21 protein-coding genes and 3 pseudogenes are annotated in these 26614 nt (G+C 44.7%); 9 read left to right on the top strand and 15 right to left on the bottom strand.

Going from position 1 to position 26614, the window contains the following annotated elements; genetic code table 11:
- Nucleotides 1-9: 9 nt before the first annotated feature.
- The 7 genes from XBJ1_RS07505 to XBJ1_RS07535 form a co-directional block, all read right to left on the bottom strand.
- Nucleotides 10-747, bottom strand: coding sequence for a thioesterase II family protein (locus XBJ1_RS07505; RefSeq protein ID WP_012988247.1), 738 nt, complete (start codon nucleotides 745-747; stop codon nucleotides 10-12).
- The gene (locus tag XBJ1_RS07510) at nucleotides 737-2386 is read right to left on the bottom strand and encodes a GMC family oxidoreductase (protein WP_012988248.1); all 1650 of its coding nucleotides are present in this window, start codon (nucleotides 2384-2386) and stop codon (nucleotides 737-739) included. The genes XBJ1_RS07505 and XBJ1_RS07510 overlap by 11 nt, the downstream gene beginning before the upstream one ends.
- Entirely contained in the window at nucleotides 2383-5793 is a 3411-nt protein-coding gene (locus XBJ1_RS07515; RefSeq protein WP_012988249.1) for a non-ribosomal peptide synthetase, read from the bottom strand. The genes XBJ1_RS07510 and XBJ1_RS07515 overlap by 4 nt, the downstream gene beginning before the upstream one ends.
- A gap of 439 nt (nucleotides 5794-6232) precedes the next feature.
- Nucleotides 6233-6927 (bottom strand): IS1 family transposase gene (locus tag XBJ1_RS20690; protein ID WP_143827646.1). Its coding sequence is split into 2 segments (ribosomal slippage): nucleotides 6233-6672 and nucleotides 6672-6927, totalling 696 coding nucleotides; the frame shifts between segments, so codons are not numbered across the junction.
- 37 nt (nucleotides 6928-6964) lie between these two features.
- Nucleotides 6965-7705 carry an asparagine synthetase B family protein gene (locus tag XBJ1_RS07525; protein WP_012988252.1) on the bottom strand — a complete coding sequence of 247 codons (741 nt, stop codon included), beginning with the start codon at nucleotides 7703-7705 and terminating at the stop codon, nucleotides 6965-6967.
- Nucleotides 7706-7732: 27 nt separating this feature from the next.
- Nucleotides 7733-9070, bottom strand: coding sequence for a 3-phosphoshikimate 1-carboxyvinyltransferase (aroA, locus tag XBJ1_RS07530; protein ID WP_038199794.1), 1338 nt, complete (start codon nucleotides 9068-9070; stop codon nucleotides 7733-7735).
- Between the two features lie 26 nt (nucleotides 9071-9096).
- Nucleotides 9097-10398 (bottom strand): 3-phosphoshikimate 1-carboxyvinyltransferase, encoded by a 1302-nt coding sequence (locus XBJ1_RS07535; protein ID WP_012988255.1) that lies wholly within the window; start codon nucleotides 10396-10398, stop codon nucleotides 9097-9099.
- A 440-nt stretch (nucleotides 10399-10838) separates the two neighbouring features.
- Here XBJ1_RS07535 and XBJ1_RS22420 point away from each other — a divergent pair.
- Nucleotides 10839-11044 (top strand): annotated as a pseudogene (locus XBJ1_RS22420) (IS256 family transposase); the annotation flags it as partial.
- A gap of 98 nt (nucleotides 11045-11142) precedes the next feature.
- Here the strand turns inward: XBJ1_RS22420 and XBJ1_RS20695 are convergent.
- Nucleotides 11143-11826: pseudogene (locus XBJ1_RS20695) on the bottom strand (IS1 family transposase); the annotation flags it as partial.
- Nucleotides 11827-11877: 51 nt separating this feature from the next.
- Between XBJ1_RS20695 and XBJ1_RS07550 the strand changes: the two are divergent.
- Complete coding sequence (locus XBJ1_RS07550) at nucleotides 11878-12168, top strand: hypothetical protein (RefSeq protein WP_012988259.1); 291 nt, start codon at nucleotides 11878-11880, stop codon at nucleotides 12166-12168.
- Between the two features lie 45 nt (nucleotides 12169-12213).
- Nucleotides 12214-12908, top strand: a protein-coding gene (locus XBJ1_RS20700; RefSeq protein WP_143827612.1) for an IS1 family transposase whose coding sequence is annotated in 2 segments (ribosomal slippage) — nucleotides 12214-12469 and nucleotides 12469-12908 — 696 coding nt in all. Because the reading frame shifts where the segments join, the coding sequence is not laid out codon by codon here.
- 200 nt (nucleotides 12909-13108) lie between these two features.
- Here XBJ1_RS20700 and XBJ1_RS07560 read toward each other — a convergent pair.
- On the bottom strand, nucleotides 13109-13606 hold the full coding sequence (locus XBJ1_RS07560) for a DUF2938 domain-containing protein (protein ID WP_012988260.1): 498 nt from the start codon (nucleotides 13604-13606) through the stop codon (nucleotides 13109-13111).
- Between the two features lie 134 nt (nucleotides 13607-13740).
- Here XBJ1_RS07560 and XBJ1_RS07565 point away from each other — a divergent pair, with 134 nt between their 5' ends.
- Entirely contained in the window at nucleotides 13741-14376 is a 636-nt protein-coding gene (locus XBJ1_RS07565) for an ArsR/SmtB family transcription factor (RefSeq protein WP_012988261.1), read from the top strand.
- A 122-nt stretch (nucleotides 14377-14498) separates the two neighbouring features.
- On the opposite strand, the gene XBJ1_RS07570 is transcribed toward XBJ1_RS07565, so the two are convergent.
- Nucleotides 14499-17621 carry an autotransporter outer membrane beta-barrel domain-containing protein gene (locus tag XBJ1_RS07570; RefSeq protein ID WP_012988262.1) on the bottom strand — a complete coding sequence of 1041 codons (3123 nt, stop codon included), beginning with the start codon at nucleotides 17619-17621 and terminating at the stop codon, nucleotides 14499-14501.
- Between the two features lie 715 nt (nucleotides 17622-18336).
- On the opposite strand from XBJ1_RS07570, the gene XBJ1_RS07575 reads away from it, so the two are divergent.
- From XBJ1_RS07575 to XBJ1_RS07580, 3 genes and pseudogenes are all read left to right on the top strand, one after another.
- Nucleotides 18337-18795: a GNAT family N-acetyltransferase gene (locus XBJ1_RS07575; protein WP_012988265.1), complete on the top strand. Its 459-nt coding sequence runs from the start codon at nucleotides 18337-18339 to the stop codon at nucleotides 18793-18795.
- Nucleotides 18796-19069: 274 nt separating this feature from the next.
- Nucleotides 19070-19150 (top strand): annotated as a pseudogene (locus tag XBJ1_RS22975) (IS6 family transposase); the annotation flags it as partial.
- A 164-nt stretch (nucleotides 19151-19314) separates the two neighbouring features.
- Entirely contained in the window at nucleotides 19315-19809 is a 495-nt protein-coding gene (locus tag XBJ1_RS07580; protein WP_012988267.1) for a TIGR00645 family protein, read from the top strand.
- A gap of 75 nt (nucleotides 19810-19884) precedes the next feature.
- Here XBJ1_RS07580 and XBJ1_RS07585 read toward each other — a convergent pair whose 3' ends face one another.
- From XBJ1_RS07585 to XBJ1_RS07605, 5 genes are all read right to left on the bottom strand, one after another.
- Nucleotides 19885-20361: a hypothetical protein gene (locus XBJ1_RS07585; RefSeq protein ID WP_012988268.1), complete on the bottom strand. Its 477-nt coding sequence runs from the start codon at nucleotides 20359-20361 to the stop codon at nucleotides 19885-19887.
- 98 nt (nucleotides 20362-20459) lie between these two features.
- Nucleotides 20460-21413, bottom strand: a complete 954-nt coding sequence (locus XBJ1_RS07590) for an HpcH/HpaI aldolase/citrate lyase family protein (protein ID WP_012988270.1) — start codon at nucleotides 21411-21413, stop codon at nucleotides 20460-20462.
- Nucleotides 21413-22492 carry a cysteine protease StiP family protein gene (locus XBJ1_RS07595; protein WP_012988271.1) on the bottom strand — a complete coding sequence of 360 codons (1080 nt, stop codon included), beginning with the start codon at nucleotides 22490-22492 and terminating at the stop codon, nucleotides 21413-21415. Before XBJ1_RS07595 ends, XBJ1_RS07590 begins: the two co-directional genes overlap by 1 nt.
- A complete protein-coding gene (locus XBJ1_RS07600) occupies nucleotides 22485-23279 on the bottom strand; it encodes a hypothetical protein (protein WP_012988272.1) in 795 nt (264 codons plus the stop codon). The genes XBJ1_RS07595 and XBJ1_RS07600 overlap by 8 nt, the downstream gene beginning before the upstream one ends.
- Complete coding sequence (locus tag XBJ1_RS07605) at nucleotides 23272-24426, bottom strand: phosphoribosyltransferase domain-containing protein (RefSeq protein ID WP_012988273.1); 1155 nt, start codon at nucleotides 24424-24426, stop codon at nucleotides 23272-23274. The genes XBJ1_RS07600 and XBJ1_RS07605 overlap by 8 nt, the downstream gene beginning before the upstream one ends.
- Before the next feature lie 419 nt (nucleotides 24427-24845).
- Between XBJ1_RS07605 and XBJ1_RS07610 the strand changes: the two genes are divergently transcribed.
- Both XBJ1_RS07610 and XBJ1_RS07615 read left to right on the top strand, forming a co-directional pair.
- Nucleotides 24846-25433 carry a TerD family protein gene (locus XBJ1_RS07610; protein WP_012988274.1) on the top strand — a complete coding sequence of 196 codons (588 nt, stop codon included), beginning with the start codon at nucleotides 24846-24848 and terminating at the stop codon, nucleotides 25431-25433.
- Nucleotides 25433-26599, top strand: a complete 1167-nt coding sequence (locus XBJ1_RS07615; RefSeq protein WP_012988275.1) for a TerD family protein — start codon at nucleotides 25433-25435, stop codon at nucleotides 26597-26599. The genes XBJ1_RS07610 and XBJ1_RS07615 overlap by 1 nt, the downstream gene beginning before the upstream one ends.
- The last annotated feature ends 15 nt before the right edge of the window (nucleotides 26600-26614 follow it).

Consider the following 26614-nt stretch of genomic DNA (forward strand, 5'->3'; position numbering starts at 1 on the left):
TTTGTCAGCCTATTGTTGCGTTTCACTGTCACTCAGCAGTATTTGTTTGATGGCATCCCAGTGCCGGTAGACGGCAAAGTGATCCCCTTCAATACGGATGAGTGAGGTCTTGTGAGAAGTGTGATTTTTCCAGACCTGCATATCTGCCAAACCGACATGTATGTCCTGACTGGCTGAAACCAGCACCAGTGGATAATCCACCTGCATGTTGCCAAGCTGAGTAAATTGGCTACGTATGAGGTAGTCATTGCGTAATTGCCTGATGATGGGTTTTATCAGCGCCGGTTCGTTCAAAATCGCCTCAGGCGTTCCCTGATCTTCTCTGGTTTTCTGAATCAATTGTTCATCTGTCCATTCATGCCGCTCATCATACGGTTGAAGTTGAGGCGGCACCGAGCAGGACACCACACCAAACTGAGGGGTAAGCCCGTAGCGCTCGTGCAGTATCTGACCCACCGCAACACTGAGCACACCACCAAAACTGTGGCCGAATGTAATCCACTCCGTGATCCCCTGCGCCTGCTTCTGCTGAAAATCCGCCCAAATATCTGAGGCCAGCCGATCAACCAACGGCTCTAACTCATGGATTTCAGGCTCTTTGGCTAGATGCCCCCGACCGGGGATTGCCACAGGCTGCAAGATCGCGGCTTTCGTGGCCGCCAGAGCATTCAGCCAAGGACGATAAATGGCCGTTGTCGCCCCTGCATGTGGAAAGGCATAAATGACCCGTCTGCAATTAATGTTCATTTTCCCTCCGTGCTATCACTGCCTCTCGCTCCATCAGAAAGCTGGTAATCCGTTCAGCGGTCATGATGGTCGTCAGATTGGTCGGCATCGAAGGAATGGTGGGAAACAGCGATGCATCAGCTACGGTCACTCCCGTGATGCCATACACTTGTCCATCCTCTTGAGTAGCGCAGTCAGGATCAGAGTCAGCTCCCATTCTGAGAGTTCCTGACGCATGCCAGCCCGGATTAACAAGGTTCTTAATCGCACTGTTCATGATTTCATCGTTGTAAATCATGGAATGAGACCAAAACTGAATCCCATCCAGAAACGCATCAACTTCCGGATGCCGCAGGACTTCCCATATTTTACGAACACCACCGACAAGACGGGCGATATCCGCAGGATTGCGGGTCAGTGGCAGGTCAATCTGGGGCAGCACGGTAGGATCGGCGGTACTGATAAAAACACGCCCCAGAGCCTGTGGCCGCATCAGCATCACGGAAGCACCAACCAGCATGGGATAAGCGACACGATCTTTGAATCCCGGCACCGTCTCACTGGCAACATTGTTCAACAGCCCGATTTGCACATCAACTTTTGTGTCATAGCCACTGCTGATGCGGGCAGCAATTTGCCGCCACGGTAAACCCGTTGTACACACGCCGGTTTTCGGCAATGACCAGAGCACAACTGAAGCGTGATCAGTCAAATTTCGGCCAACGGCGGGCAACTCCGCAATCACCGGAATGCCCAAAGCACGCAGATGTCCGGGATCGCCGACACCTGAACGCTGTAACAGGGTTGCCGAACCAATTGCGCCTGCACAGAGAACGATGTGCTCTGCGTGATAAATCTGTTCTTCTCCGGCCTGAATCACTTTTACGCCGGCCGCTACCGTTCCGTTAAAAATGATCTGTGCCACCAGCACATCCGTCATAACGCGCAGGTTCTTTCTATGAAGAACAGGTTCAAGATATGAGCGATAAACATCCACTCTTTCAGCCCCATTGATGACGTTGGCAGGTACAGGCCCTACGGCGGGAGACTCTCCGGCATTAAGATCATCCACATAGGGAACACCCGACTGCTCACAAGCATGGGCAAAAGCCATATCGAGGGGATGGATTTCCTCATGTTGCGGTCTGCGCAAACACATTGGCCCCAGTGAACCGTGGTTATCATCACCCGTGCGATCGACGTCATTCTCCAGATGTTTAAACCACGGCAGAACCTGTTCCCAAGACCAGCGAGAACAACCCATTTTCACCCACTGTTCAAAATCGCTGGGAAATCCCCTGAAGGCAATGGCACCATTAACGGCAGAAGAACCACCAAGCACCTTTCCCACCCGATAATTGAACAGTTTTCTTCCCCGGTGTTTGTGCTCTTGTTTTTTTTCATCTTGCAGGTAATGAGAAGGCGAAATGAGATCGGCGAACCGATCTTCACTGCGTACATTCGCTTCGTAATCCCAGTTATACCCTTCCAGTACCAGCCTTGACGCATCCCGGAGCGGGCTGGCCGGATCATTAACATCAGATGCGTGACCCGCTTCAAGCAACAGTACCGATTTCGTACCGTTCTCAGACAGGCGCGATGCAGCCACACACCCCGCAGAGCCGCCACCTACCACGATGTAATCGTATGTCTTGGTCATAGGTCACTCACCGCTTGAGATTGCATAATCGTCTCGATAATCCGAGAGAATGCCTGAATGTTGGAGTTCATGAACAACCCTTCGATAATGTCCTGCTCGCCGGCGGGCGTGATATTAAATTCCTGTCGCAGAGCGCTAAGCAGACCAACGGCATGCAGTGAGTCCCCCCCAATATCGAAGAAGCCATCGGTGACATCGAAGTCATCATGCTGGAGCTGTGACTGCCAGAGTTGTAAAATTTTTGTTTCTATCTCATTGGCCGGATCGACGGCGATTGCTGTGTGTTCTTCGCTATCAGCCCAAGGAAGTGGCAGCGCCTTGCGGTCAATTTTACCGTTGCTGGTTAACGGCATATGAGCCAGCAACACGTAATAGCTCGGCACCATATAGGACGGCAGTATATTGCGGGCAATTTCCCTCAACTGCTCCTGAAAATGGGCAGGATCTTCTGATGTATCCGCAACAGAGGGAACCACATAGGCCACAATATGCCGCTGACCTGTTTTGGCATGGACGGGGGCATCCATGACGACGTGACCAGCGTTTTCGTGAGTCAGGAGACAGGCTTCAATTTCACCTAATTCAATGCGGTATCCATTGATTTTCACCTGATTATCTTCACGACCCAGAATTTCTATCAGGCCGTTAGCCATATAGCGTCCCAGATCTCCCGTCTTGTATAACCGCTCGCCAGTAACAGGATGGGTAATGAATCGCTGCGCCGTTTTTTCGAGATCACCCAGATAACCCAGAGTAACGCCCTCTCCCCCAATATAGAGTTCACCTGTCACCCAGTTAGGGCAAGGTGAAAGCCAATTGTTCAGGACATGGAATCTCTGGTTTGCCAATGGCTTGCCATAAGGAATGCTTTTCCAATTTTTATCAATATCTTCAATTGGATAACATATCGACCAGATAGATCCTTCGGTTGCGCCACCAAGGCTGATGATCGCCGTATCGGGCAGATTTTCCCGAATACGTTCAGGCAGATCGATAGGGATCCAGTCACCGCTCATCAGTATCAGCCTTAATGGTGTCTGAGCCAGATCGCCACCATTTCGGTCTACCAAAACCTTGACGGGAGCAGGCACGCTGTTCCAGATAGTAATCTGATGTTTAACCAGCGTCTCAAACCAGATTTTCGGATCATTAGCCGCTTCAGAGGTTGAAAAAACAACCTTTCCTCCTGCCCCCAGCACGCCGAAATAATCATATACAGACAGGTCAAATCCGGCAGGCGCAACGGATAAAACCGTGTCCTTTTCTGTCACATGAAATTTGCGATTGATATCCAGTACCGTGTTCGCCGCATTGCGATGGGAAGCCATAACTCCTTTCGGTTCTCCCGTTGAACCCGAGGTAAAGATGACATATGCCAAATCATCCAACGCTTGTACGGAAGATAAATGAGCAGAGACCTTCTGTTCTGTATCCATTGCCTCAGACATAAGGCACTCATCCAGATTGATCCGGAATAAATCAGCCGATTCATCCTCATTAGAAAGGCTGCTCTCAGTGACGATGCCTTTGGCGGAGCAGCGCCTGAGCAAATTCATCCGACGCTCTGCGGGAAGTTGAGGGTCAATGGCGACATAGGCTGCTCCCGACATGAGAATTCCCAATACCCCAAGCACCAATGCCGGGCCTTGTGGCAGAGAAACCGCCACAATATCATTCGGATGAATCTGGACTGACGCACGAAGAGATTTTGCGACTTCACTGGCACCCTTGACCATTTCAGCATAAGTAAAGTACTTTCCGCCCTGCACAAGGGCAATGGAGTGAGGGAATTTCTCTGCGGCCTGCAAAACCATTTCATGCAGAAGCCGGGGAGCAAGATCAATATCCGTTGCATTAGCCTTGGCGCGTTCTGCCCTATCGGACGCAGGAAGTTTTACCAATGATCCGGTTTTGCCCCACACAGAATCGTCTTCTGCGCAGACGATGAGGAGTTCCATATAACTATCCAGCATGGCTTCAACCATACCATCGGGGAACAGCTCACTAACCGTATTCCAGTTAATCTGGACGATGCCATCAACGCGAACGATTTGGTTTTCCAGCCATACCTGAGGGGTTTGATTACTGCTATAAACCTGTACTGTGTCAGCCCAGTCCATATCCGTGACAACATCGTCTAAATGGGCTGTCAGAGTATTACTGAATACCACCGGTGCAGAAACTGCGCGACTGCCATGACTGCGACGAGTCAGCTCCCTCAAGACCTGAACACCATTGTAGGAAGAATGCCAACGATTCATCAGAAAATCAGTCTGAAGCTGTACTAACCGATCATTGAAACTATCGTTTTCTGTTCCCTGTATTGCCAGTAATGTAGGTTGCAGGAAGTTCCCGACAATATTTTCAACCGCTGAAAAATAGGGACGACGACCGAGCTGTGTGATGGTCAACGTAAAAGTCTGACGTTTTGACCACTGACGGAGAACTTCTGCATAAGTTCCCAACAACAACGTTTCAAGCGTCAGTTTTTGCTGCTCTGCTTTTTTCTTAAGAGCGGATAAGGTTTCTGTCGCTATTTTCCGACTGTAACGTTTGAACATCGGTGGAGAAATCAATTCAGGGGCGTTTTTCAATGGCAATTCGGGGGATGGCGGTAAGTTATCGAACTGTTGTTCCCAATAAGTTTTATCATACTGCCCTTGTGGTTGCCCCTGTAGATAACGTTCAGCCTTGATATAATTATGAAAATTTGCTTCGTCACCTAATTCAGGCAATTCGCAGCCCTGATAAACCCGCCCCCAGTCCCGTAATACCAATCTGACGCTATGAAGATCCATGAACATCAAATCAAAATAAAGGTGCAAACGGGTAATTTCATCACTGAGTATCGTTGCACGTATATCAAATGACGGGGTTTTATCTACGGGTAATAACTGTGTTTCCATTTTCTGACGAATATCAGCCAGTTGTTTATCTTTTTCTGATGCCGGCCACGCTCTGCCATCCTGAATAGAAATGGTATAGGCCAATGATTCAGATAAAACCCGTTGCTGACCATCTGAAGATAACGCAGTCCGCAGCATGGGATGGTATCCAATCACCATGTTGAGCGCGTCATTCAGTACCTTGATATCTAAGGATTTGACATCCCATTCGGTATACAGACAACTCGTCCGTCCACCCAGTTCCAATCCAGGATTACGGCCGATCAGGTAAGCATATTGAATATCCGTCAGTGGAAAATCGTCTGTTGTAGACTCTTTTGTAAATAACGTTTTGGGGATAGTCATATTCAGTGGCAATGCACTGCAAAGCATTTCGTGAATCTGCTGTGTGAGAGGAGATATTCCCGCTTCTGTATTTTTATTTTCTAGTTCAGCTAATTCAGAAGAAGAAAGAGAAACTTGTAATCCAGACTCTTGCAATGCCCTGAGAAAATGTTGCATACATTATCCTCTATCGTGTAGCAGAGAAATCGAGTTTTCTCTATGTGATATTATTTTTAGTTACTTGCAGTAAATTGTTTAAAACAAAAATCAAACAGATCCGATAAATATTCTGAAACATAACTAAACCGGTTTAATATTAAATACTAAAAGAAAAAATAATTTCCAGATTAAAGAAATCCTCAACTTCTATTATCCCCATCAATAATTAATAATTAAATATCCGGATTTAATGTGATGATATTGATCGCCTAACAACATTGCAACATTTTTATAACCATAAATTATATCTAATAACGATATCAAATTAACAATTAATGTTATATGAGCATTATCATAAAAAACAATCACAACCAATTGAATATAATGATAATTTTAACGTGTTATTTTTTATGGCATGCCATTTTATAGGTCATGTATTAAATGATTAGATTAGGTATTAAAAATAATGTTCACGTTCAATAAAGGTTCCTATCACTTTATCGTGCATTTCTTCCGATTTTGAATACCCAATGGTTTTTCTATTCAGCCTTTTGATTCGGGTACGATGCGTTAAATTCGTTCTCTCTATACGCTGAGTAAACGCCTTTCCAGTCAAGTGCTCTTCCTCGGGAAGTGGGTCATAAACAACATAGTCATCCGTGCAGTAAAACCGAATAGTAAAGGAAGATAAGAGGGTAAGCAGCTTGTCTAACGTTTTTCGACTGCGATCGCCAAAAACATGAGCCACTATTCGCTTCAGGCGGGGTTCCCAAGCATACCAAAGCCAGCGTTGGTTTTTCTTATTGCCGACAAACGACCATTGCTCGTCGATTTCACAGACAATCTGGATGCCACATTCCGCAAGGGGAAGTGTCGTTACGTTTCGGGGTCTGAGGTTTTTAATGTTTTCATGACGGTGGCGGTGGCGACTTTCAGGATCCGAGCGGTGTCACGAATTCCCCCGTTATTCATCGCGATATCGATAATCTGTTCTTTAACGCCGGGTTTGCAGGCCTGATAGGTATACGCCAACTGAAAGACCTTACAGCAGCTATAACAGCGATAACGAGGATGTCCGCCATTTCCTTTCCCATGTCCTTTGACCTGTTCTGATTTGTGGCAATAACGGCAATAGACATCAACTTTGGCCATACTTCATCCTTAAAAAGCCGGAAGCATATCACAGCAACTAACCATTTAATACATGACCGTCTATTCCACCACTAAACATAACAGCAACCGGCAGATCAGTGTCAACTTGAGACTCAACCGCCTCTTCCATCAACTTACGAACTTTTTGTTTTGCTACAAGATAACAATCCTTGCTTTTTTCTATAGATTTATCATAACGAGTATACTTATAAAGCTCATTACCATCATAAAGACTCCCAGGCTCAAGTGTCTTAACTTCAACATCAAGTGCTAGAAAAGATTTCATTTCTGATGCCACATACCAAACATCATTCTTTTTTGCATAGTAAAGAGGCTTTATACCCACGTGATCTCTACCGATCAGAAACTTTGATTTTCTATTATCATATATGACAAATGCAAACATTCCATCTAGCATATTTACAAATTCTAAATCATATTCAATATATGCCTTTAATATTACCTCTGCATCTCCATATCCTTTAAATTCGTGTCCTCTTTTGATAAGTTTTTCACGTATTTTTTTATAATTGAATATTTGCCCATTAAGGATGACATGAATATCCCTTTCTTCGTCTGAAACAGGTTGAGTCGCGGTTTCTCTCTCGACAATTGCCAAGCGATTTGTGGCAAGCCCAACGTATTCTTTAACTAGGTGTTCATTAAAACGAGATAAATCTCCTCGATGTTTAATCCTTTCTATCATAGAGAAAAGCTTATTATCCAATTGTTCAATTAAAATTTTTTTTGTCGTAAAAATTGCTGCAATTCCACACATAAAATATTTTCCTTTACTAAAATAGGATTATTTTAATTTAGCCAGCTCATTAACTTTCGCACCTAAGGAACGAATTTCAGAAAAATATTCTGGGTAAGTTTGCCCTACATGAAATGGTTCTTTTATAATAACAGGCTCACTACAATGAAGGCCTATTGTTGTGAGCCCCATAATAAGTCCATGATCGTAATGTCCATCTAGAACCACCCTGCCTTTATATCCTTTGGGGTTCCCATGGATAATGAGTTGATCATGTTTTTCATCTGATTTTACCCCTAGTTTTGATAATTCTTTTCTAAAATCAGATATCCGATCAGACTCTTTATAACGGATATGCTCAATGTTATAAAAAATACTTGTACCAGAGGCTAATGAAGCTCTAGCCGCTAATGCGGGAACTGCATCAGGGGCCAAAGAACCGTCAAAATCTAAAGGACGAATTTCTGTACTCCCTCTAATTATTATCGTTTCATTCCCAATAAATTCGATATTAGTCCCTGTATCGATTAGATATTGAATCACAGCACCATTTCCCAGTTCTTCTTCGAAGAAACCATTCAATTGAACTTCTGATTCTAGGGAGCCACAAAGCGCAAGGATTGCAGCAGTGCTAGCTGGATCAGAACCTACTGTAAAATCACTTGCCTGCAATCGACATCGACCATGTACAAAAAATTCACGAAAATCACTATCATATTCGATTCTAATACCCGCTTTCTTAAGGTTATTAATTGTTGTGTGAACCATTGATGGAGCTGTTATTTTGTCGACTACCTTTATAGTTAAGTCATTATCCATCACTGCTCCAAGATATAGTAATCCACTTAAAAATTGTGAGCTTTTTCTACAAGATACCTCTGTATAATCATTTAACTTTCTATCAGACTTAATCCTGATAGGAAGTCGATGCTCTTCTCCCAATGCTCTACATTGAACATTCAACATACATAGCGCATTAACCATTTCTGTTTGAGAACGAAATCCAAGAGAGGCGTGATAATCGGTTATAAATTTTGTCTCTGGTAAGAAACCCGCTACCCCCATCAACAACCTCAATACTACCCCTGAGTTACCTGGATTGAACTCTAAAGGCTGGTTGATAGAACTCACGTCAATTCCATTTACTATCAAATTACCTTTATCTTCTTTGAAAACAGCCCCCAATCGCTCACAATTAGATTTCATCGCTATGGTATTAAAACCAGTAGCAATATTTCTGATAATACTTTTTCCAGAAGTAATGGAAGAAGTTAGAAGGGCTCGAGTTGAGGAACTTTTAGAAGCTGGTAAGTTAAGTGTACCCTGTAAACGTTTCGAATAAATCACCTCAACAAATTTACTATCTTTATCAATTCTTTTAGACATTTTTCACCCTCAAAGAAATAATTTAACTATTTAATATGAACGCCTAAATTCCTCAGCGTATCGATATAATCGGGAAATCCATCATTTAATTTATCTATATCGTATATTATGGATTCTTTCTCAGCACCGAGCGATGCTATGAGATTAGCAGCACAAATTCTATGGTCACCGTAACTTTTAAGTTCAACTCCTCCATTCAACGGTCCTTTTCCTTCAATATATATTGACTCAAACATTCCTACTCTATCGAATATTAGAACACTACTCCCTCCCATTGTTCTTATATTTTCATTAACAATAAATGCTCGTTGACTTTTATGATTATTTATTCCCCTTACCCCACTAAAAATTTTTTTTCCTTTCAAATTAGATGAAGCAGCAATTATGTTTACGGCTACGGAAGGAAGCTCTTTCAATGAAAATTCACCATCCCATAACCTAATCGACTGCCTGAATATTCTCAAATTATTCCAATTTGAATCATACTTAATAATTAGACCTATACTTTGATAAAATTTAAATAAATCACGTTCATTTATTGTGTCATTAAAATAATAATTTCTTATCAATACATCACTAACACCTTTTGAGCTTAATATAGAAGATGCTATATAGCTTAATGATGTGAAATCAGAGGGTATTTTTATTTCAATATCTTTAGGTATATATTTAGTTACTTTAAAGTGCTTTTGTTCATATGTAACCATGCTCCCTAGAAGGGACATTGATTTTATCGTCATATCAATATAGCCCATTTTACTGCCGTCCATAACTATAGGGACTATATTTTGTTTGCTGAAAGGAGTGACAAATAGAGCAAACGTAATGAACTGAGTGCTATTCAAAACAGTCAATGGTTTTTTTATATTAGTTTCACTCTTAGTGATTATAATCTTTTCATTTTCAATACGTTCAATATGAATATCTAAATAATTACAGAAATCTTCGTCAAACACACTCTCTCTATTAAATAAAGATTCATTGCATTTTATTACTATTTTTTCATTATCAATGAGAGATGCTAAAGCTGCGCACATTCTGAATAACATACCTGAACCACCTGCATATATCTCCCCATTATACGATAAATTTCTACCTACACCACGAAGTAACAGTGTTGTTCCATCTTTATGCAATATTTCTAGACCAAATTTTTTCAGAGCATTAATTTGATTTTCAGTTTCTACATTCCAAGATATATTAACAATTTTCGTTGTATTTTCATTCAGTAAAGCTAGTAATAATGCACGCTGAATATGAGGTTTAGATGATGGTATAAAAACTTCACCAGTCAGGCCAAAACTCGGAAAAACAGTAACCTTGCTCATATTTTCCCTTTTTCCTAAATGAAAGTTTTAAATATTTATATAATCACGGATCATCACTTTATAACACGCCATGGCTCTTTAAATAATTAATATAAATTTACAATCATGGCGAATAATCCTACATTGAACAATTTATAAAATATATTTAACACGAATTATTAAGTATGTTTATCCTTAAGATAAATAGCTTAGAGTTCACAACTCTTATGACTATACAGTCACAAATTCATTTCTTACCAATCCAAAGTAATTAATAAAGTAAGCTAATTATATTCTTTCTAAAATACTATCCAATGATTTTACTTTCCTGAATTTTCCTCATAAAGACGATAAGCGGCTGGAAAAAAATTCCAAACTCATCATTGTGAACCCGTATTAAGAGCTTTGTATATCGACAATCCTTCCAGAGATCAAAGAATTTGCTAGCTTTACCAAAAGAAACTGATGTCATTGAATCCCTGAACAGTATCCGTCATGCCATCAAGAAACGTCAAAGCTTCCCATCAGATGATTCAGTGAAAAAAGGTAGTTTGGCTGACCATTCAGGGCGCATCCAAAAAAGTAGACAATACTGCTCAGTGGCTGGCGTATAACGATGATCCGCTTCATGATGGAATTCGGTGACAGCCTAAACGGCCACTTTTAAATGAGATGGAGATTCCACAAAATCGTAAATAGGGTCTCAAAATCCCCTAATATTCTGTTTAACTCCCCTCCAATATTCGGTAATGACTCCAAAGGGTTGTAATGATGTTTTTCAATATATGCGCCAATGAGTTTTTCGTGGATTTCCATCGAACGTGAGTAACAAATGGTTCTTCTTCTCGCCAACCTCTTGATATGAATTCGCAGGTTGAGATTATGCCGCTCTATACGTTGGGTAAAAATTTTGCCTACCAGATATTTTTCCGGCATAACTTCCCCAGTTATCGGTCGTGATGAAACGAATATTAAAAGGCGCCAATAAGTTGAGCAATTTTCGGCAGGTTGCATCTGTTCGGGGGTCAAAGACATGGGCGATGATTTTTTTCCTTTTAGTATCAAAATTATACCAAAGCCAATGACGTTGTTTTTTATTGCCTATCAAAGACCACTGCTCATCCAATTCACAGATAAGTGTGATATCGTCATAAGCGATCTGTCACGATGTTACTTGTTTTGGCGAGAGTTTTTTAATGTCCGCATCACCGTATTGATACCGAGACCTAATATACGGCCTGTGTCTCTCACGCCAGAGCCATTCATTGCCATATCCACAATTTTTTCTTTCATACCCGGTTTATGGCCGTTGTAACGATAGTTGAGTTGAAAGGTTCTTTGGCAACCTTTGCAATAGTAGCGAGGGAAGCCAGCCTTACCTGTTCCGTGTTTGCGTACAGGTTCTGCTTGGTCGCAATATCGACAAGTCACTTCTATCGTAACAGTCATGATGATATCCCATTAAAAAGTACAAGAATATCAAATTAACGCTTTGAAGTCATGACCAGAATATCTGGGTTAGATTGGCTGACATTGGCAAGCCTAAGAGATTCAGAAAATATGATTATGAGTTATGATGAGGTTGATGATGAATTAGCTGGTATTACAATGTGGGGAAAATTGACAGAATGGTTTGAAAAATCAGGGTATGAAAAAGTATTTAGTAATGTCGGCTTATCCCATTCTAATATAGATGACATAGTAACTCTTAGTGATTACTATAACAAAGGATATCATGTTGTTACTTTGATTTCAGCAGGAATGTTATCAGATTTTGGGGTCATGTATTAAATGGTTAGTTGCTGTGATATGCTTCCGGCTTTTTAAGGATGAAGTATGGCCAAAGTTGATGTCTATTGCCGTTATTGCCACAAATCAGAACAGGTCAAAGGACATGGGAAAGGAAATGGCGGACATCCTCGTTATCGCTGTTATAGCTGCTGTAAGGTCTTTCAGTTGGCGTATACCTATCAGGCCTGCAAACCCGGCGTTAAAGAACAGATTGTCGATATCGCGATGAATAACGGGGGAATTCGTGACACCGCTCGGATCCTGAAAGTCGCCACCGCCACCGTCATGAAAACATTAAAAACCTCAGACCCCGAAACGTAACGACACTTCCCCTTGCGGAATGTGGCATCCAGATTGTCTGTGAAATCGACGAGCAATGGTCGTTTGTCGGCAATAAGAAAAACCAACGCTGGCTTTGGTATGCTTGGGAACCCCGCCTGAAGCGAATAGTGGCTCATGTTTTTGGCGATCGCAGTCGAAAAACGTTAGACAAGCTGCTTACCCTCTTATCTTCCTTTACTATTCGGTTTTACTGCACGGATGACTATGTTGTTTACGACCCACTTCCCGAGGAAGAGCACTTGACTGGAAAGGCGTTTACTCAGCGTATAGAGAGAACGAATTTAACGCATCGTACCCGAATCAAAAGGCTGAATAGAAAAACCATTGGGTATTCAAAATCGGAAGAAATGCACGATAAAGTGATAGGAACCTTTATTGAACGTGAACATTATTTTTAATACCTAATCTAATCATTTAATACATGACCATTTTATATGTTGATGTAATTATTTTGAGTATTTTAACAATAAAAAAAGACATGATGAAATAATCATTAATAATACATTAATGGGATAGATAAATAGGTGATAAAGAGTAGTGATTAATATATACCGTCGATAAACATAAAGTTATTTATCGACGGTCATTAAGATTGACATTAAGAAAATAATGTCAGGAGGAGTGCAGCTAAATAAAGACCAACACCATAAGACGTATGCGCCATCAAGCTTTTTAATCTGGCGATATTAGGCGTGGGGGTTTTGGATGCTGCAATTCCCATTCCTATACCGGGCTGCATAATAAAATAAGGCGCGACGACAGTAACGATACCAACAATCAATGCAGGGATCAAAGTGGGATTTTTCGCCCAATCCAGCCCCCAAATCAATAATAAAAGTCCCGCGAAAATAATCCCAATCAGGTAATGGGCGAACCAGCCAATCCCCGTTTCACCTTTCACGGGTTCAGCCTGTACAATGCTTTTATGGACAAATATCCCTTTTGGAATATGCCCAATCCAGCGACCAACCATGGAATAATTCAGTGATGGCACTCCAAAGCTGCGTTTTATGAAAACCGCCCAAAGATCCATCACAACCGTTGCACCAGCCCCGATCAATACAGAACGAACAATCAACTCCAGCCCTTCATTCATTTGTTGCCATCCTCCTAATTTGACCATTCATCGCAGTTGAATCACTTATCTGACACTCGCCGCGCCCAAAAAACTTTGATATTATTGCATTCAATGAATTTATTGAATGTAATAATATTGGAAGCCAAATGTCAATGTTTGATAAACAAACTCTCGTTGAGATCGCGGAAATTGCCAAAGTACTGGGGAATACCCACCGCCTGACATTGCTTGAATGTTTGGCCGATACCGAGCAATCCGTCGAACGTCTGTCGGATTTATCCGGTCTGTCCGTTGCCAACACTTCCCAGCATCTACAGCACCTCAAGCGCGTAGGACTGCTTCAGTCCCGCAAAGAAGGCAAGCATGTTCTTTACCGGCAGGGAGAAGGCCCGCTGGCAGATATTCTCTCGGCACTCCTGCAATATGCTGAATTTAACCGCACAGAAATGCGCAGGCTGATTGATGATACAAATAATCAGGAATCTATTTCATGGGAAGAACTGCTGGATCGGATCAAAGAAAAAAGCATGACATTGCTTGATGTCAGGCCAAAAGAGGAATTTGAACAAGGTCATTTGCCGAACGCCATCAATATTCCGGTCGATGAATTGGGAAGCAGACTGGACGAGCTTGCTACCGGTCAGGAACTTATCGCCTATTGTCGGGGCCCTTATTGCGTTCTCTCTGCCAATGCCCTCGAATTGCTGCGTGCTAAAGGCGTTCGCGCCCGCCGCTTTAAAAAAGGGTTCTCAGGCTGGAAAGATGCGGGAATGCATACCGAAGTATGATCTTAAATTTATTGTATTCAGGCCAGTCATTGGCCTGAATACAATAGGGAATCTCCAAAAACTTTTCACAGCGATCAACGTGAGTTATGTCGGCGGCAACAATAAAGACTCATCATTATTTATCAGAACCGCCAGTTAAAACCTGCGTGAACGCTGTTGTCCTGATGGCTGCTGGATAGCAACCCGCTGTAACCAAGCGTCAATGACACGTTATCACTGGCTGTCATCTCCGCATTGGCCTTCAGCACCAAGCCATCGCGAGAGGCCGGAACACTGCGGGTCACAAAACTGGTGTCGCTGCCGCGAAACGCCAGACTAGTAACCCGTTCACGATCACCATACTGATGCTGCCAGCCTAATTCACCCTGTAAAGCAACCGAAGTTCCTCCCATTGCCTGCCAACTGTGGTTCGCACGCAGCCCCAGTGTGGAGAGCTTGGCCTCGGTGTGCTGTTTATCACCGTGGAGCGCCGCTGCCGCACCATTCTCGTTAATGCCATTATTGCGGAAGCCGACATAGGCGAGATTCACGAATGGTTCAAAGTTCACTGACCCGGCAGGCAGATTGTACGCAGCCTCTGCGAACAACTGTGCCGTACGGCCACTGTATTTAGCACTCTGACTATCGAACTGGCTGCCGTAGCTGACGGAACGAGCAGTATCAATGCGATGCCAAGTGTATCCACCGCCGACACGCAGTGCCAGATCACCGAACTGACGGTCACCATAGAGGGCGAGGTGGTAGTTATTGCTGTCAGCACTGGAGTCGTAGCCACCATCAAGGGAGGTACGGGTGTAGCCGGTCGCGATACCCAGACGGCTGTAAGCATCAGTAGGCGCATCAAATCCGAGCAGTACACCGTAAGTGGAAGCCTGATAACCCGTACTGTTATTCGTACCCGAAGCGTGACTCCACGCACCGAGCAGACGTGCCCATGCACCATTATCATCTTCGCGGATATCGGACGATGAAGCACGGCCTTCAGCCTGACTTAGACGAGTATTCAGGGTATCACGCAGATAACGGCTGTCATTGACCAGCGAGGAGGTAATATCAGAATGGATCTGCCCATCAAGCCGACTGAAGGCCTGACGAGCTTGATCCACAGAAGTAAAACTCAGGATACTCTCGTAAACCGGATTGCCAACACTGAGTGTATCCGCTGCTGCGGCCACAGCGCGCTCGTTTGGCGTTTTAGCCACATCCGCAAAAGCGGTATTATTACGCCCGACATGGAGCGTAACCTCATCAGGCTGATACGACAGTCTGGTACCAAGGAAGAAGTAGTTCGGGGCTACCTGATCAAAACGGCCGTTGATGCCCTGTTTTGCGCTGAGGATACGGTACTGTTGACCAATTAAACTGCGTACCTCATTGCGGGAAAGAAGATTAGCACTGTTTTCGAGGGAAACGGCAACGTCACCGCCGCGAAGCTGTGCACGGCCAGCCGCCTGAATATGATCACTGCGTCCGTCAGCAGCGATTTCAACGGCGTAATGAGAACCGGCTTCAAAAGCAACGTCGCGGGAAACATTGAGAGTGCCGACAGAGTTACCCGGTGCAACCGTACCACCGCGTTGCACGCTGAGTGCGCCGATAGTGCCATTACCACCGAGCACACCGCTCTCCAGTACCGAAACTGAGGAGGTCAGTTCACCGTTGATATCTAATAACCCCTGTCTGACCAACGTTGGCCCTGAATAGGTGTTCTTACCAGCAAGAATAAGCGTTCCGCTCCCCTGCTTGGTGAGTCCACCGTGACCACTGATATCATTGCTCCAGATATCCTGCGCACACTGCTGGCTATCACAGATACGCTCGGTCGGTTTGCCTTTATCGAGTACAGTCCCAATACCGGAAATATCCGCAATAAACTGGCTACTGCCATAGGCCACACCGTCGGGATCAGGGATACGGAAAGCCTGTGGAATATCTTCTGCGGTATAGAACATACCGGGGCCGTGTATCGCTTTGCCGAGATTAATCATCCCCCAGCCGTAAAGCGCATCGATACCCGGTTCACCCATGTCGGTGGCGGTGGTGCGAAGCACGGATGCGATCTGATCCCCCGCCATGTACGGAAAACGTTCCATCAACACGGCAATACTCCCGGCAGCATGAGGGGCGGCCATAGAAGTCCCGTCGTAGTGAGCGTAGCCAGTCGTCAGATTATCCATGCCCGTTCCACTGATGATTGCGCTGTAGATATGACTGCCGGGCGCGCTGACACATAAACTGGCGGTATAGCCGCATCGAGAGGAGAAATAACTGATGGAATAAGGCACACTGTTAGTGCTCTTAAGATCCTGCTGCAAGCTGGCAACCGTCAGCCAGTTCGGGGCGATCTCCGGGACAAACCAAGCCAGACCAGACATGGCATCCGGATTATTCAGATTGCCATCGTTACCGGCAGCAAAAATCGTCACAATCCCTCCACGTGCGGCATCAATTGCGCCCTGATACGCACCACCCGGTTTTGTCCCCAGAATCAATTTAATTTCATCAAACTGCTTCCGGGCGTCTGCTACAGTAAAGTGTGGATAGGCTGGGTTATAGCCTCCCAGTGTAAATTTTTTGGTAATACCAATCGCCCAACTGTTGTTAATAATACGGGCGCCACTCCCGATCAACGCATTCCAGCCGGCCTGATACACGCCGCCATCGTTACCTAAGATGATGCCGTCTTCAGGGCCAGGATCACCATTATCGGCACTGATGATTTGTGCATTATAGGCTACACCATGCATCTTCTCGCCATCCCGGATACCGGCCGCAGTACCGCCAACGTGAGTGCCGTGCGCCCCCAGCTTACCGGATGAACCTACGGTCGGTGTGCCATTATAATTAAATTTATCCCCTTTTTTCACTTTAATATAGGGATCGGTATATTCACGGATCCCCGAGGTGGCAAGGGTGATCACCTTATCCGGACTCATAAATTCAGGGTGCTTGGTATAAACCGGCTGATCGAATATCCCTAGTTTGATCCCCTTACCGGTATAGCCACGGGCATAAGCCTCGTCAGCATGAATAGCGCCAAGCCCCCAGTCAGCTCGGAACTCACTGGTACGCCAGCTGGCAGGATCATTCAGCCTGCCAGGATCATTATAACTCCCCGCAAATGCACTCGCGCTGACGGCAGCCAGACAGCAGGCCACGGCACGGAAAAGGATACGTGACTCGGTTTTGACCGACAAACGCCCAGCAACCGGAATCTGCTGGAATATTCTGTATCGCTTATTCATCTCAGTTACCATCCATTGTTAATTTGCAAAAATATCATTTATGAGCAATGTGCAAGACAGCCGCCAGCGACCGGTTTTTTCACAGGAAAAACAGTTGACCACGGACAATACCGCGGAGTTTTATCTAATATTTTCTGGCTAAGTACAGGCCGTAACCTGTGTTAACGTTGACGGGTTAACGCCATCGCGGGGATCGTTCCCTGAAAGCAGAAGCAGGCTAAAACGGTAAATAAATAATTTGAATACCTGAACAAAGATCAAAACCGCGACATTGACTGCCTTGAATACATTTCATCAGCACTGCCGATGATGCTTAATAACATGCCACAATCTGTTATCCATTTTTATACATATATTTTAACTTACCATTAACAAATGGTAGTCTTATGTCACCGTTTCTATAGGAAAGTTGTTCTTGGTGATTGGCGGGATGCGAGAGAGTACCTCCCCCATTTGATTAAACTGACCAAACAGCAGAGAAGAGGAGCCGGTTATGATGTGAAGCCATAGTTACAACACAATGCCGATGCGGTGTTAGTTAGGATATTAATAATTTAATTTTTTCTAAATCCTGATTTAAATAATTTTAAAAGAAGTTATAAATTGAAAATATCAATTATTGGCGCAGGCGTGATAGGATTAGATACTGCGATGTATAGCTAATATATTAAATGAATTTTTACCACAAAAAAATAAAATTGAACAGGAGAAGAATATGAGTAATAAATATTTTGGTGATATAAAACTGAGACCTATCGAGCATGACAATGATGTACAGGCGGTAGTCGATGTTTGGTTCAATACTTCGATTAAGTGTCATGCATTTGTATCAGAAGATTTTTGGCACTCATGTAAAACGGATATGAAGGAAATTTATATTCCGAATTCTGAGACAGTTGTCGCGACGATAAACAACGAAGTCGTCGGTTTTATTAGTCTTCTTGACAATATTCTGGCCTCAATTTTTATACTTCCTGAGTACCAAAACCGAGGGATCGGGTTACAATTGTTAAATCATGCATTTGAAGTCCGTAATTCTTTAACACTAAATGTCTATGAAAAAAATACCAACGCTCGAAAGTTTTATGCAAGCCAGGGTTTTGAAGAAAAAGAGCAGGGTATTGATGAACATACCGGTGAGCCTGAAATTACCATGGTATGGAACCGTTCATAGATGCCCGCTGAATTTTCAGATGATAAAATAATTAACACTGAAATAATTTAAACATTGAAAATTAATTAATTTGGTATATGTTTCGAAAGATTATTTTTCCATATACCATTACTACGTTAACCTTATTTTAAATTCCATCAAGCGCAGAATAAATAGAAGTAGTCGATCTAATACGATATTAAAGGTTCTGTCGCATTAAGCGGTCATCAGGTAAGCTCCCCTGTTTTTGAGCGAGTCCAGAGCGGTATCCCTTATCTGAAAAGCGTTCAAACGTCTGCATTATCCTGTCGATATCATTGCCCAATGTGTTCGTTGGTACCTCGCTTATGCCCTGAGTCTGTGCAATCTCGAAGATAAGACATTGTCACCGGCAGAGATATTTTATCGATTGACTGCATAAAGAGTCATCACTCCCACCTCTGTACAAACAGGTCGAATCCAGATAACCGCGATATGTATTTCGTAGCTGTCATATTCTTGATCTATACTATCGCCCCTTTTTTAATAGACAAAAACACCATGGAACGCTTTCTCGAAAACATAATGTATGCCTCCCGCTGGCTGCTTGCCCCAGTTTATTTTGGTTTGTCACTGGCACTGCTTGCCCTTGCCGTTAAGTTCTTTCAGGAAATTATTCATATCCTGCCGCATATCTTTTCCATTGCTGAATCCGACCTGATCCTGACACTACTTTCTCTGATTGATATGGCGTTGGTTGGCGGGCTGCTGGTGATGGTCATGTTTTCTGGTTATGAAAACTTTGTTTCAACTCTGGATATCTACGAACACAAAGAGAAATTGAGCTGGCTGGGGAAAATGGATGCCACTTCTCTCAAAAATAAAGTAGCGGCCTCAATTGTTGCTATCTCATCCATTCACTTACTGCGTATCTTTATGGATGCCAAAAATATTCCGGACAATAAACTGATGTGGTATGTCATTATCCATCTGACTTTTGTGATGTCCGCATTTGTTATGGGCTATCTTGATAAGCTTACCCGCCACAAGCACTAAAACGCGCCTTCAATCAGATACCTCACCTCATTCCCCTGATGCCAGTTGATCACAGTCAACTGGCATAACGATGATTTATCTTTTCTGCGAATCCACGTCCATGGCCTCTTTCTGTAGTGTCTCCATAAACCTGTCTACCACCATTTCGACCACGTCACTTCGGGTTGTCTCAAGCCGATTGGCCAGCCCGTCAATTTTTCGAATAACGGACATCCTCAAGGAGAGAGAAACCGGCTTTTTCTTCTCCTTATCAAGGAAAACATGGCTGATAGCTTCTTCGGCCTTGAGACTATTATTCTGGATGAGCAACTCTTCAATTCTGCGCACATCTTTTTTAGTCAGTGTGCCTTTATCGACCAATTGATAGGTATTCCCCATTTTGCTGAACCGGATATCGGCACAATAGAGATCGCGTAGCTCCCTCAATGCACGGGTCAGTGTCGGTTCTGAACAATTCAGCTCTCGAATCATTCTCACTTTGCTAACGGGTTTCTCATGCGAGAGTAATAAGGTCAACCTGAAATTTCTAAATTGCTTGGGGCTAAGTAACATCGTTTAAATTACCAAATCGGGGATAACTAAACAAAAAATCCCTAATGTTAATCATAGGCATAGCGTCCAGCATAGCTCCTACCACAAGTAAATCAATATCAAAACAAATTAAAAGTTTTACAGCTTTCTTCATTGAATTCAGGCGCAATACCATAGTATTTCGCCCGGTCGAGGATATTCACAGCCCAACGTCGATGGGTAGCAGGCTCACACATCGTTCCCTGAGACTTGAATACAGCCTGACTGGAATTGAGGATACGCAGAGCATCCGCATAATCATGCCCATTGACCATCAACGCCCGCTGGATATATTCAATCTGCCCCGGATGGATGGCCGTTTTCCCCACAAGACCATGAGCAATATCCAATACCAGTTCTTTCTCAAGCAACCGCAAATCATCGATATGCTCGCAAACAGGTGCAGTCAGGGAGAAACCCCGCGCAGCAAAAATAGTCACCAGCATTTTTATCACATATCCCATTGGCCCCTCATATAAGGTGAAGTCACGCGAACGCCGCAGGGATATCACGTTCATCAGATCATTGCCGCCAATGCGCAGGGCGATAATACGCTTATAACAGGGATGGGCTTTAAGACTGTCCGCTAGCTGATTCAGCTGCCGGGAATCAAAGACTTCTTCGGTTTCCAGCGTTGGCATCATGCTGAGATGGGTCGAACCCACGATATTCCACCAGCCAGCTAATGAAGCGCGGGTAAATTTCGGCAGAACCAGCCCATCAACGGCGCTGAGGTTAACGTTGTCTACCAGATAACGTCCCATCTCTTCATTGCGGGGGCGGATAAAAATCAGGGGGTAGTCACGCTCTGTATGGGAAGAAGAGATATCAGCTCCCGCCAGTGATTGTAGTACACCGTCAAGATTCTCAATAGCGGCGGGAATATCCTGATCACTGACGGCATCTTCCAGGCAGATCACCAGAGAACGCAGACCGGGAATTTTATTGTGTAGTACAATTTCTGCAATACCTTGACGAGTGGCCGGAATGTACAGCGTTGCACCAAGTTGATGTGGGGAAGGGATCGGTTTCATCAAGCTACCTTCTTAATGATAGTCACGGCGCGATATTGTCCTATCAGATCGCCGACTTCAGTAATAACGACGTTTTTCTGACGTGCCAGATGAACCAGCAGAGCAACATCAGGATCATATTGAGATCGAACCAGTACATGTTCCGGAACGCGCCGCAATACCGCACGGGTCGCTTCTGCAATGCCCGGCTTGATGCGATTAATGCTGTCGACCCGGTACACTTCGGTAAGGGTTGAGATCACGGTTTTGCTCAATTCCAGCAAAGATATCTTTTCCTGCGGCTGCCAATCCACCACCGGTATCGTACCCAGATCCAAGCGATCGCGACAATCAGCAACGGTATCCACCAGCAGACGACTACATTCAAACTCACTCAGGTGGTCACATTGCACACAGCCGTGCATTCCTTCCTCACGCCAGATCGAACGTGATATCAGACCCGATACAGGCGCTCCCATAATGCCAAAGGGAATGAGCCAATCATCATCACTGGCCGCCAGCCATGAACATCCACAAGGATCGGCCAGTACCACCAGACGGGGGATGCCTGAATAGCCAGACCGACCCGCCAGAGAACGGGATAATTCAGCCATAATTGCGCCCTTACCTGTCCAGCCATCCACAAACACCAGCCCATCCGTGCCATGTTGCTGCTCAATATACGACAGCGCCGTACTGTCGATACCGCGATCCCGTATAATGCTGATGCCATAGTGATAAGATTGCCTGCCCATTTTTCTGAGTGTCTGGTGCAACATCACCCCCAGAGGAACCCCTGCTCTGACCAGACTCACCAACACTATCGGCGTATCACCAAAGCGTGATATCAACGCATTGGCGAGCATCACCACTTCGGTCGCCAGACGAATTGCACCTTGTTCAAGCGCTCTGTCAAATAAATCAAGATGATAAGGTGTTGGCTCTGGCTCTTGACTCAACATCTCTGAATAGTGACGAACGCCAGACTGAATAAGCTGCTCTTTGATATCAACCGGTGTCATCTCAATCTGGACGGGTTTTAGCAGAAACTGGACATCGTCAGGAGCATATGAACCAGAAAAAAGGGGAAAGCTATTCATTATTTACAGTTCCGAATAAAGAGGTCATCAAGGTGTTAGCAAACTGGCTGTGCTGGGGCATACCGAACCAATTACACAGTTTCATGAAACGGTGGTCACTCAGGCTATCCCCCAGACCAATGATAGGAAAAACGCCTCTCTCAGTACGAAGCCTTGTCAAAAGGTGACGGGTTGCCAATCCCTTGTCAATGCACTTTGGCAGCAAAGTCAGGTTGTTATTATTTTGATGAAGATAAAAATTACCAGAATCAAAAACATCAGCCATTTCTTGGGTAATATTTTCAGCAAGCACATCAAGGCCTTCCAACCGATTACAGTCTCTGTGCTTAATCACCAGATAGACGGGAACATCGCCATATTCATAATCAATCCGCGCCCATGCTTCTATACCATGAGCAGCAATCAAGCGATGACTCAAGTGCTCCAGTTCCCGAAACTGATCACGGTAAGGCGTCAGTTCTGCCAGAATATGTGCCTGCCACTCCTGATCCAGCGTACTTTCTGGCGTCAAGAGCACTGCGCCATGTGCCGCAATCCGCCATGAATTGAAAGGGATTTTCACCCGGCTAAGTTGCTCTGTATTTCTGGCCGTCACAGGGATAACCTCCGCATAAGCCAGCAACCAGTCAATCAATATTGACTGCTCTTCGGTCATATAGCTGCAAGGAGAATATTTCCGATCCAATGCGCCCACACGACAAGACTCAATATCCGGTGCTTTTTTTATCTTCCGACGCGTTTGAAATAACGTGTCATCAAGATCAGTCAAAAAAACGGGCTTAATCATAGGAGACAATCTCGACAATCGGGGAAACACGGGCAAGTTGCGTCATCAGTGCCGGATCGACGGCGGTTTTAGGCGTTTCAAGGCAGAGCAGTATGCGATCAAATTGCTGATGTGCCACATTGTAGAGAAAATTCGGGATCCCCAATCCGTAATTATCCGTAAAAGACATCACTGACTGAATGGCATGGCCGCAGGAAATGGGAGAGCGGGTTGTGGAACCAAACTTCACCTGTGCGCCTTCCTGCTCCAGCCGTTCAGCCAGCAAAAATGGCTGCCAGACAAACTCACTGGAACCCAGCACCAGCACTTTTTCACCCGCTTTAGCATGAATTTCGGTGCCGATATCACACTGAATGTCATCCAATCCGAGCCGTCCCCAACTCTGCTTACCAATAATGCCGGCATCTCCCCGCGCCGTGACATTGACTTGCGGCATGACGGGGATCGGGGCGGAAATATCTGCATCCCAATGCCAGTTTCCCTCGATCAGAGCAACCGTAGAGACTGGCAGAGGACAACGTTCTATAACAGATTTGCCACTCCAATCTGTTAACGTCACGGTGACGATATGTTCAATCTGATTAAGGCCGGCATGACTCAGTGCATTGAGTAAATTAAGGAAAGTATTTCCCGTGGTCGCTTCATCATCGATCAGAACAAGGGTACGGGCATTAACCACCCGTTGGCGCAATCTGTTTTCTTCCGGCCAGTAAATCAGATGATCCGTGGCATGACTGTGATTTTCTTTAAATTCACACAGCAGGTCACCCTCAACGGGATGACGTGTCGACGTCAAAAATACCGGAGCTTCAGCCTGTTTCCGGGTTTCTTGAAAAACCCCGGCTGCCAGCCCAACTGCCGTTTCAGCCATACCGATATACAGCACAGGGCCGGGAATGTGGGTCGGAAATTGTTCAGATAACTGCCGGTAAACCGAGCGCATGATCGATGGACTGACCGGAATGTGGCGTCCCAATACCTTGCTGACAAATAAAAATGCCCTTTTGGGGTTACGGCGTTCAGCAATATCAAACAGGGTTTCCAGAGATGCGGTGCCACGGGCTGCCGTTACAGTCAACGTCCCGCTGTTCAACTTCCATTTGGAAATCTGGCCTTGATAACTCTGCGTATCATTAAATGCTGTCATAGGGAGCCTTTTAAAAAATTTCTACCCGTCTGAGATGACTGATGGGAAACAATAACGATCCTTTCATCAACCTAATTTTATTATTCATTCGGAAGCAATGATTGAACTGTCGCTGGTCAAAATGGTCACTTTCAATAATTTTTCCAGCTCAGGCGAAATATGCGCCGCAGTCTAGAACTGGGGGGAAGTACGTGTCAATCATAATATGATTTTTTATCACAAAATTTGTTTGACTTTTGGTCTTGGAAAAGAAATCATAAAAAAAGAAATCAGATTGTTTTCTATCATAGACTTAACAACAATATTTACTGATTGCAGGAATCATAATATGACAGAATTTAGCCACATTTTTGTCATATTATGATTTTTTCCATAAGTAGAATTATCACGATTCACCGACAAAAAAAGAGGTGTTATTAATGATTTCGTTAAGCAAAAATCAGTCAATTTCGCTCGCCAAGCAGAGCGCTTCACTGGCTAAAGTTGATTTTGGTCTAGGGTGGGATCCTGTCTCCAAGAACAAAGGCTTTCTGTCTCGTATGTTCGGCGGTGGCAATGACGAAATTGATCTGGATGCCAGCTGCATACTGCTCGATAACGCTGGCAAGACTATCGACACAGTGTGGTTTGGTCAACTGGACTCACTATGTGGTTCCGTGGCACACAGTGGCGATAACAGAACCGGTGAAGGCAGCGGCGATGATGAAACCATCAGTGTCGATCTGATCAAACTGCCTGCCAGTGTCGAATATCTCGTTTTTACCGTTAACAGTTTCCGTGGTCAAACCTTTAATGATGTTGAAAATGCCTTCTGCCGTGTCGTTGACCAAAGCGGCAAAGAGCTGGCTCGCTACCAATTGGATGAGCAGGGCGCCCACACCGGCATTATCATCTCTTCCCTGCGCCGCAATAGGGGTCAATGGGATTTCACGGCACATGGTGCCGCTTGTCGCGGGCGTACTATTGACGATATGTATCCCCAAATCGTTGAGACGGTGGTGCGCTAATGAACCTGACCCCCGGGGGAAATGCCCCCGTATCCAACCAGACTCTTACGGTGAGAGTACTTTCAGGCACGGCCGTGGATGTATCCGCCTTCCGCCTGTACGCCGATGGCAAAGTTCAGGGCGATCCCGACATGGTGTTTTATGGCCAGCCGGTCAATGATGACAACACCATCCGTCAGGCAGGGGGGAACGTTAATACCTCGTTCTTTGTTAACCTGCCTACCCTGCGTCACGATGTCCAAAAAGTGGCGTTTACAGTGACCTGCGACGGCAACCAGACCATTTCCAGCCTGCGGACTCTTTCTATTCAGGTAGAACTGAACGGAAGCATCGTTCTGCAGGGCAGTGTTGACGTTCAGGGTCGGACAGAATCCGCTTTGATCCTCGGTGAATTATATCGCCGCAACAATGAATGGAAATTCCGCTTTATTGCTCAGGGTTTTAATGGTGGCCTTAAACCACTGGCGGAGCATTTTGGTGTGAATATCGTTGATGATGCGCCAGCTAAAACGCCTGTACCACCCCCTGCTCCCACTCCAGCACCAAATAGCGTCAATTTAAGCAAGGTTTCGCTCACCAAAGAAAAACCGGCGATTAGCCTGAGCAAACGTGACAATTTCGGTGAAATTCGCGTCAACCTGAACTGGAATCAGGCTGCTTCTCCGGCAAAAAAAGGGGTATTGCAGGGCATATTCAGCGCCAACAAAGGCGTGGATCTGGATCTCGGCGCATTCATTCGGCTGCATGACGGAGAACGTTATGTCGTGCAGGCGATAGGCAAAAGCTTTGGGGATTATCATCGGGAACCCTACGTAAAATTGCAGGGTGATGATCGAACTGGTGCCGTCCGTGATGGTGAATGGCTCCACATTAATGGGCTCGAATGGAAAAACATCAGTGAAGTGTTAGTTTATGCCTTGATCTATGAAGGCGTTCCCAGTTGGGACAATACAGACGGCGTGGTCACAATTCATATCAGTGGCCAAGCCCCTATCGAAACCCGCATGACGGAAGGCAATAACCAGAAACGTATGTGTGCGGTCGGCCGCCTTGTCAATGAAAACGGTGCAATCAAAGTAGAACGTATCAATCAGTACTTCAGCGGGCATAAGGAGATGGACCGAGCATTCGGCTGGGGCTTTCGCTGGGTCGCAGGCAGTAAATAATCCTTCACATTTTAG

The sequence above is a fragment of the Xenorhabdus bovienii SS-2004 genome, from assembly GCF_000027225.1.
GTDB classification, from domain to species: Bacteria; Pseudomonadota; Gammaproteobacteria; order Enterobacterales; family Enterobacteriaceae; genus Xenorhabdus; species Xenorhabdus bovienii_C.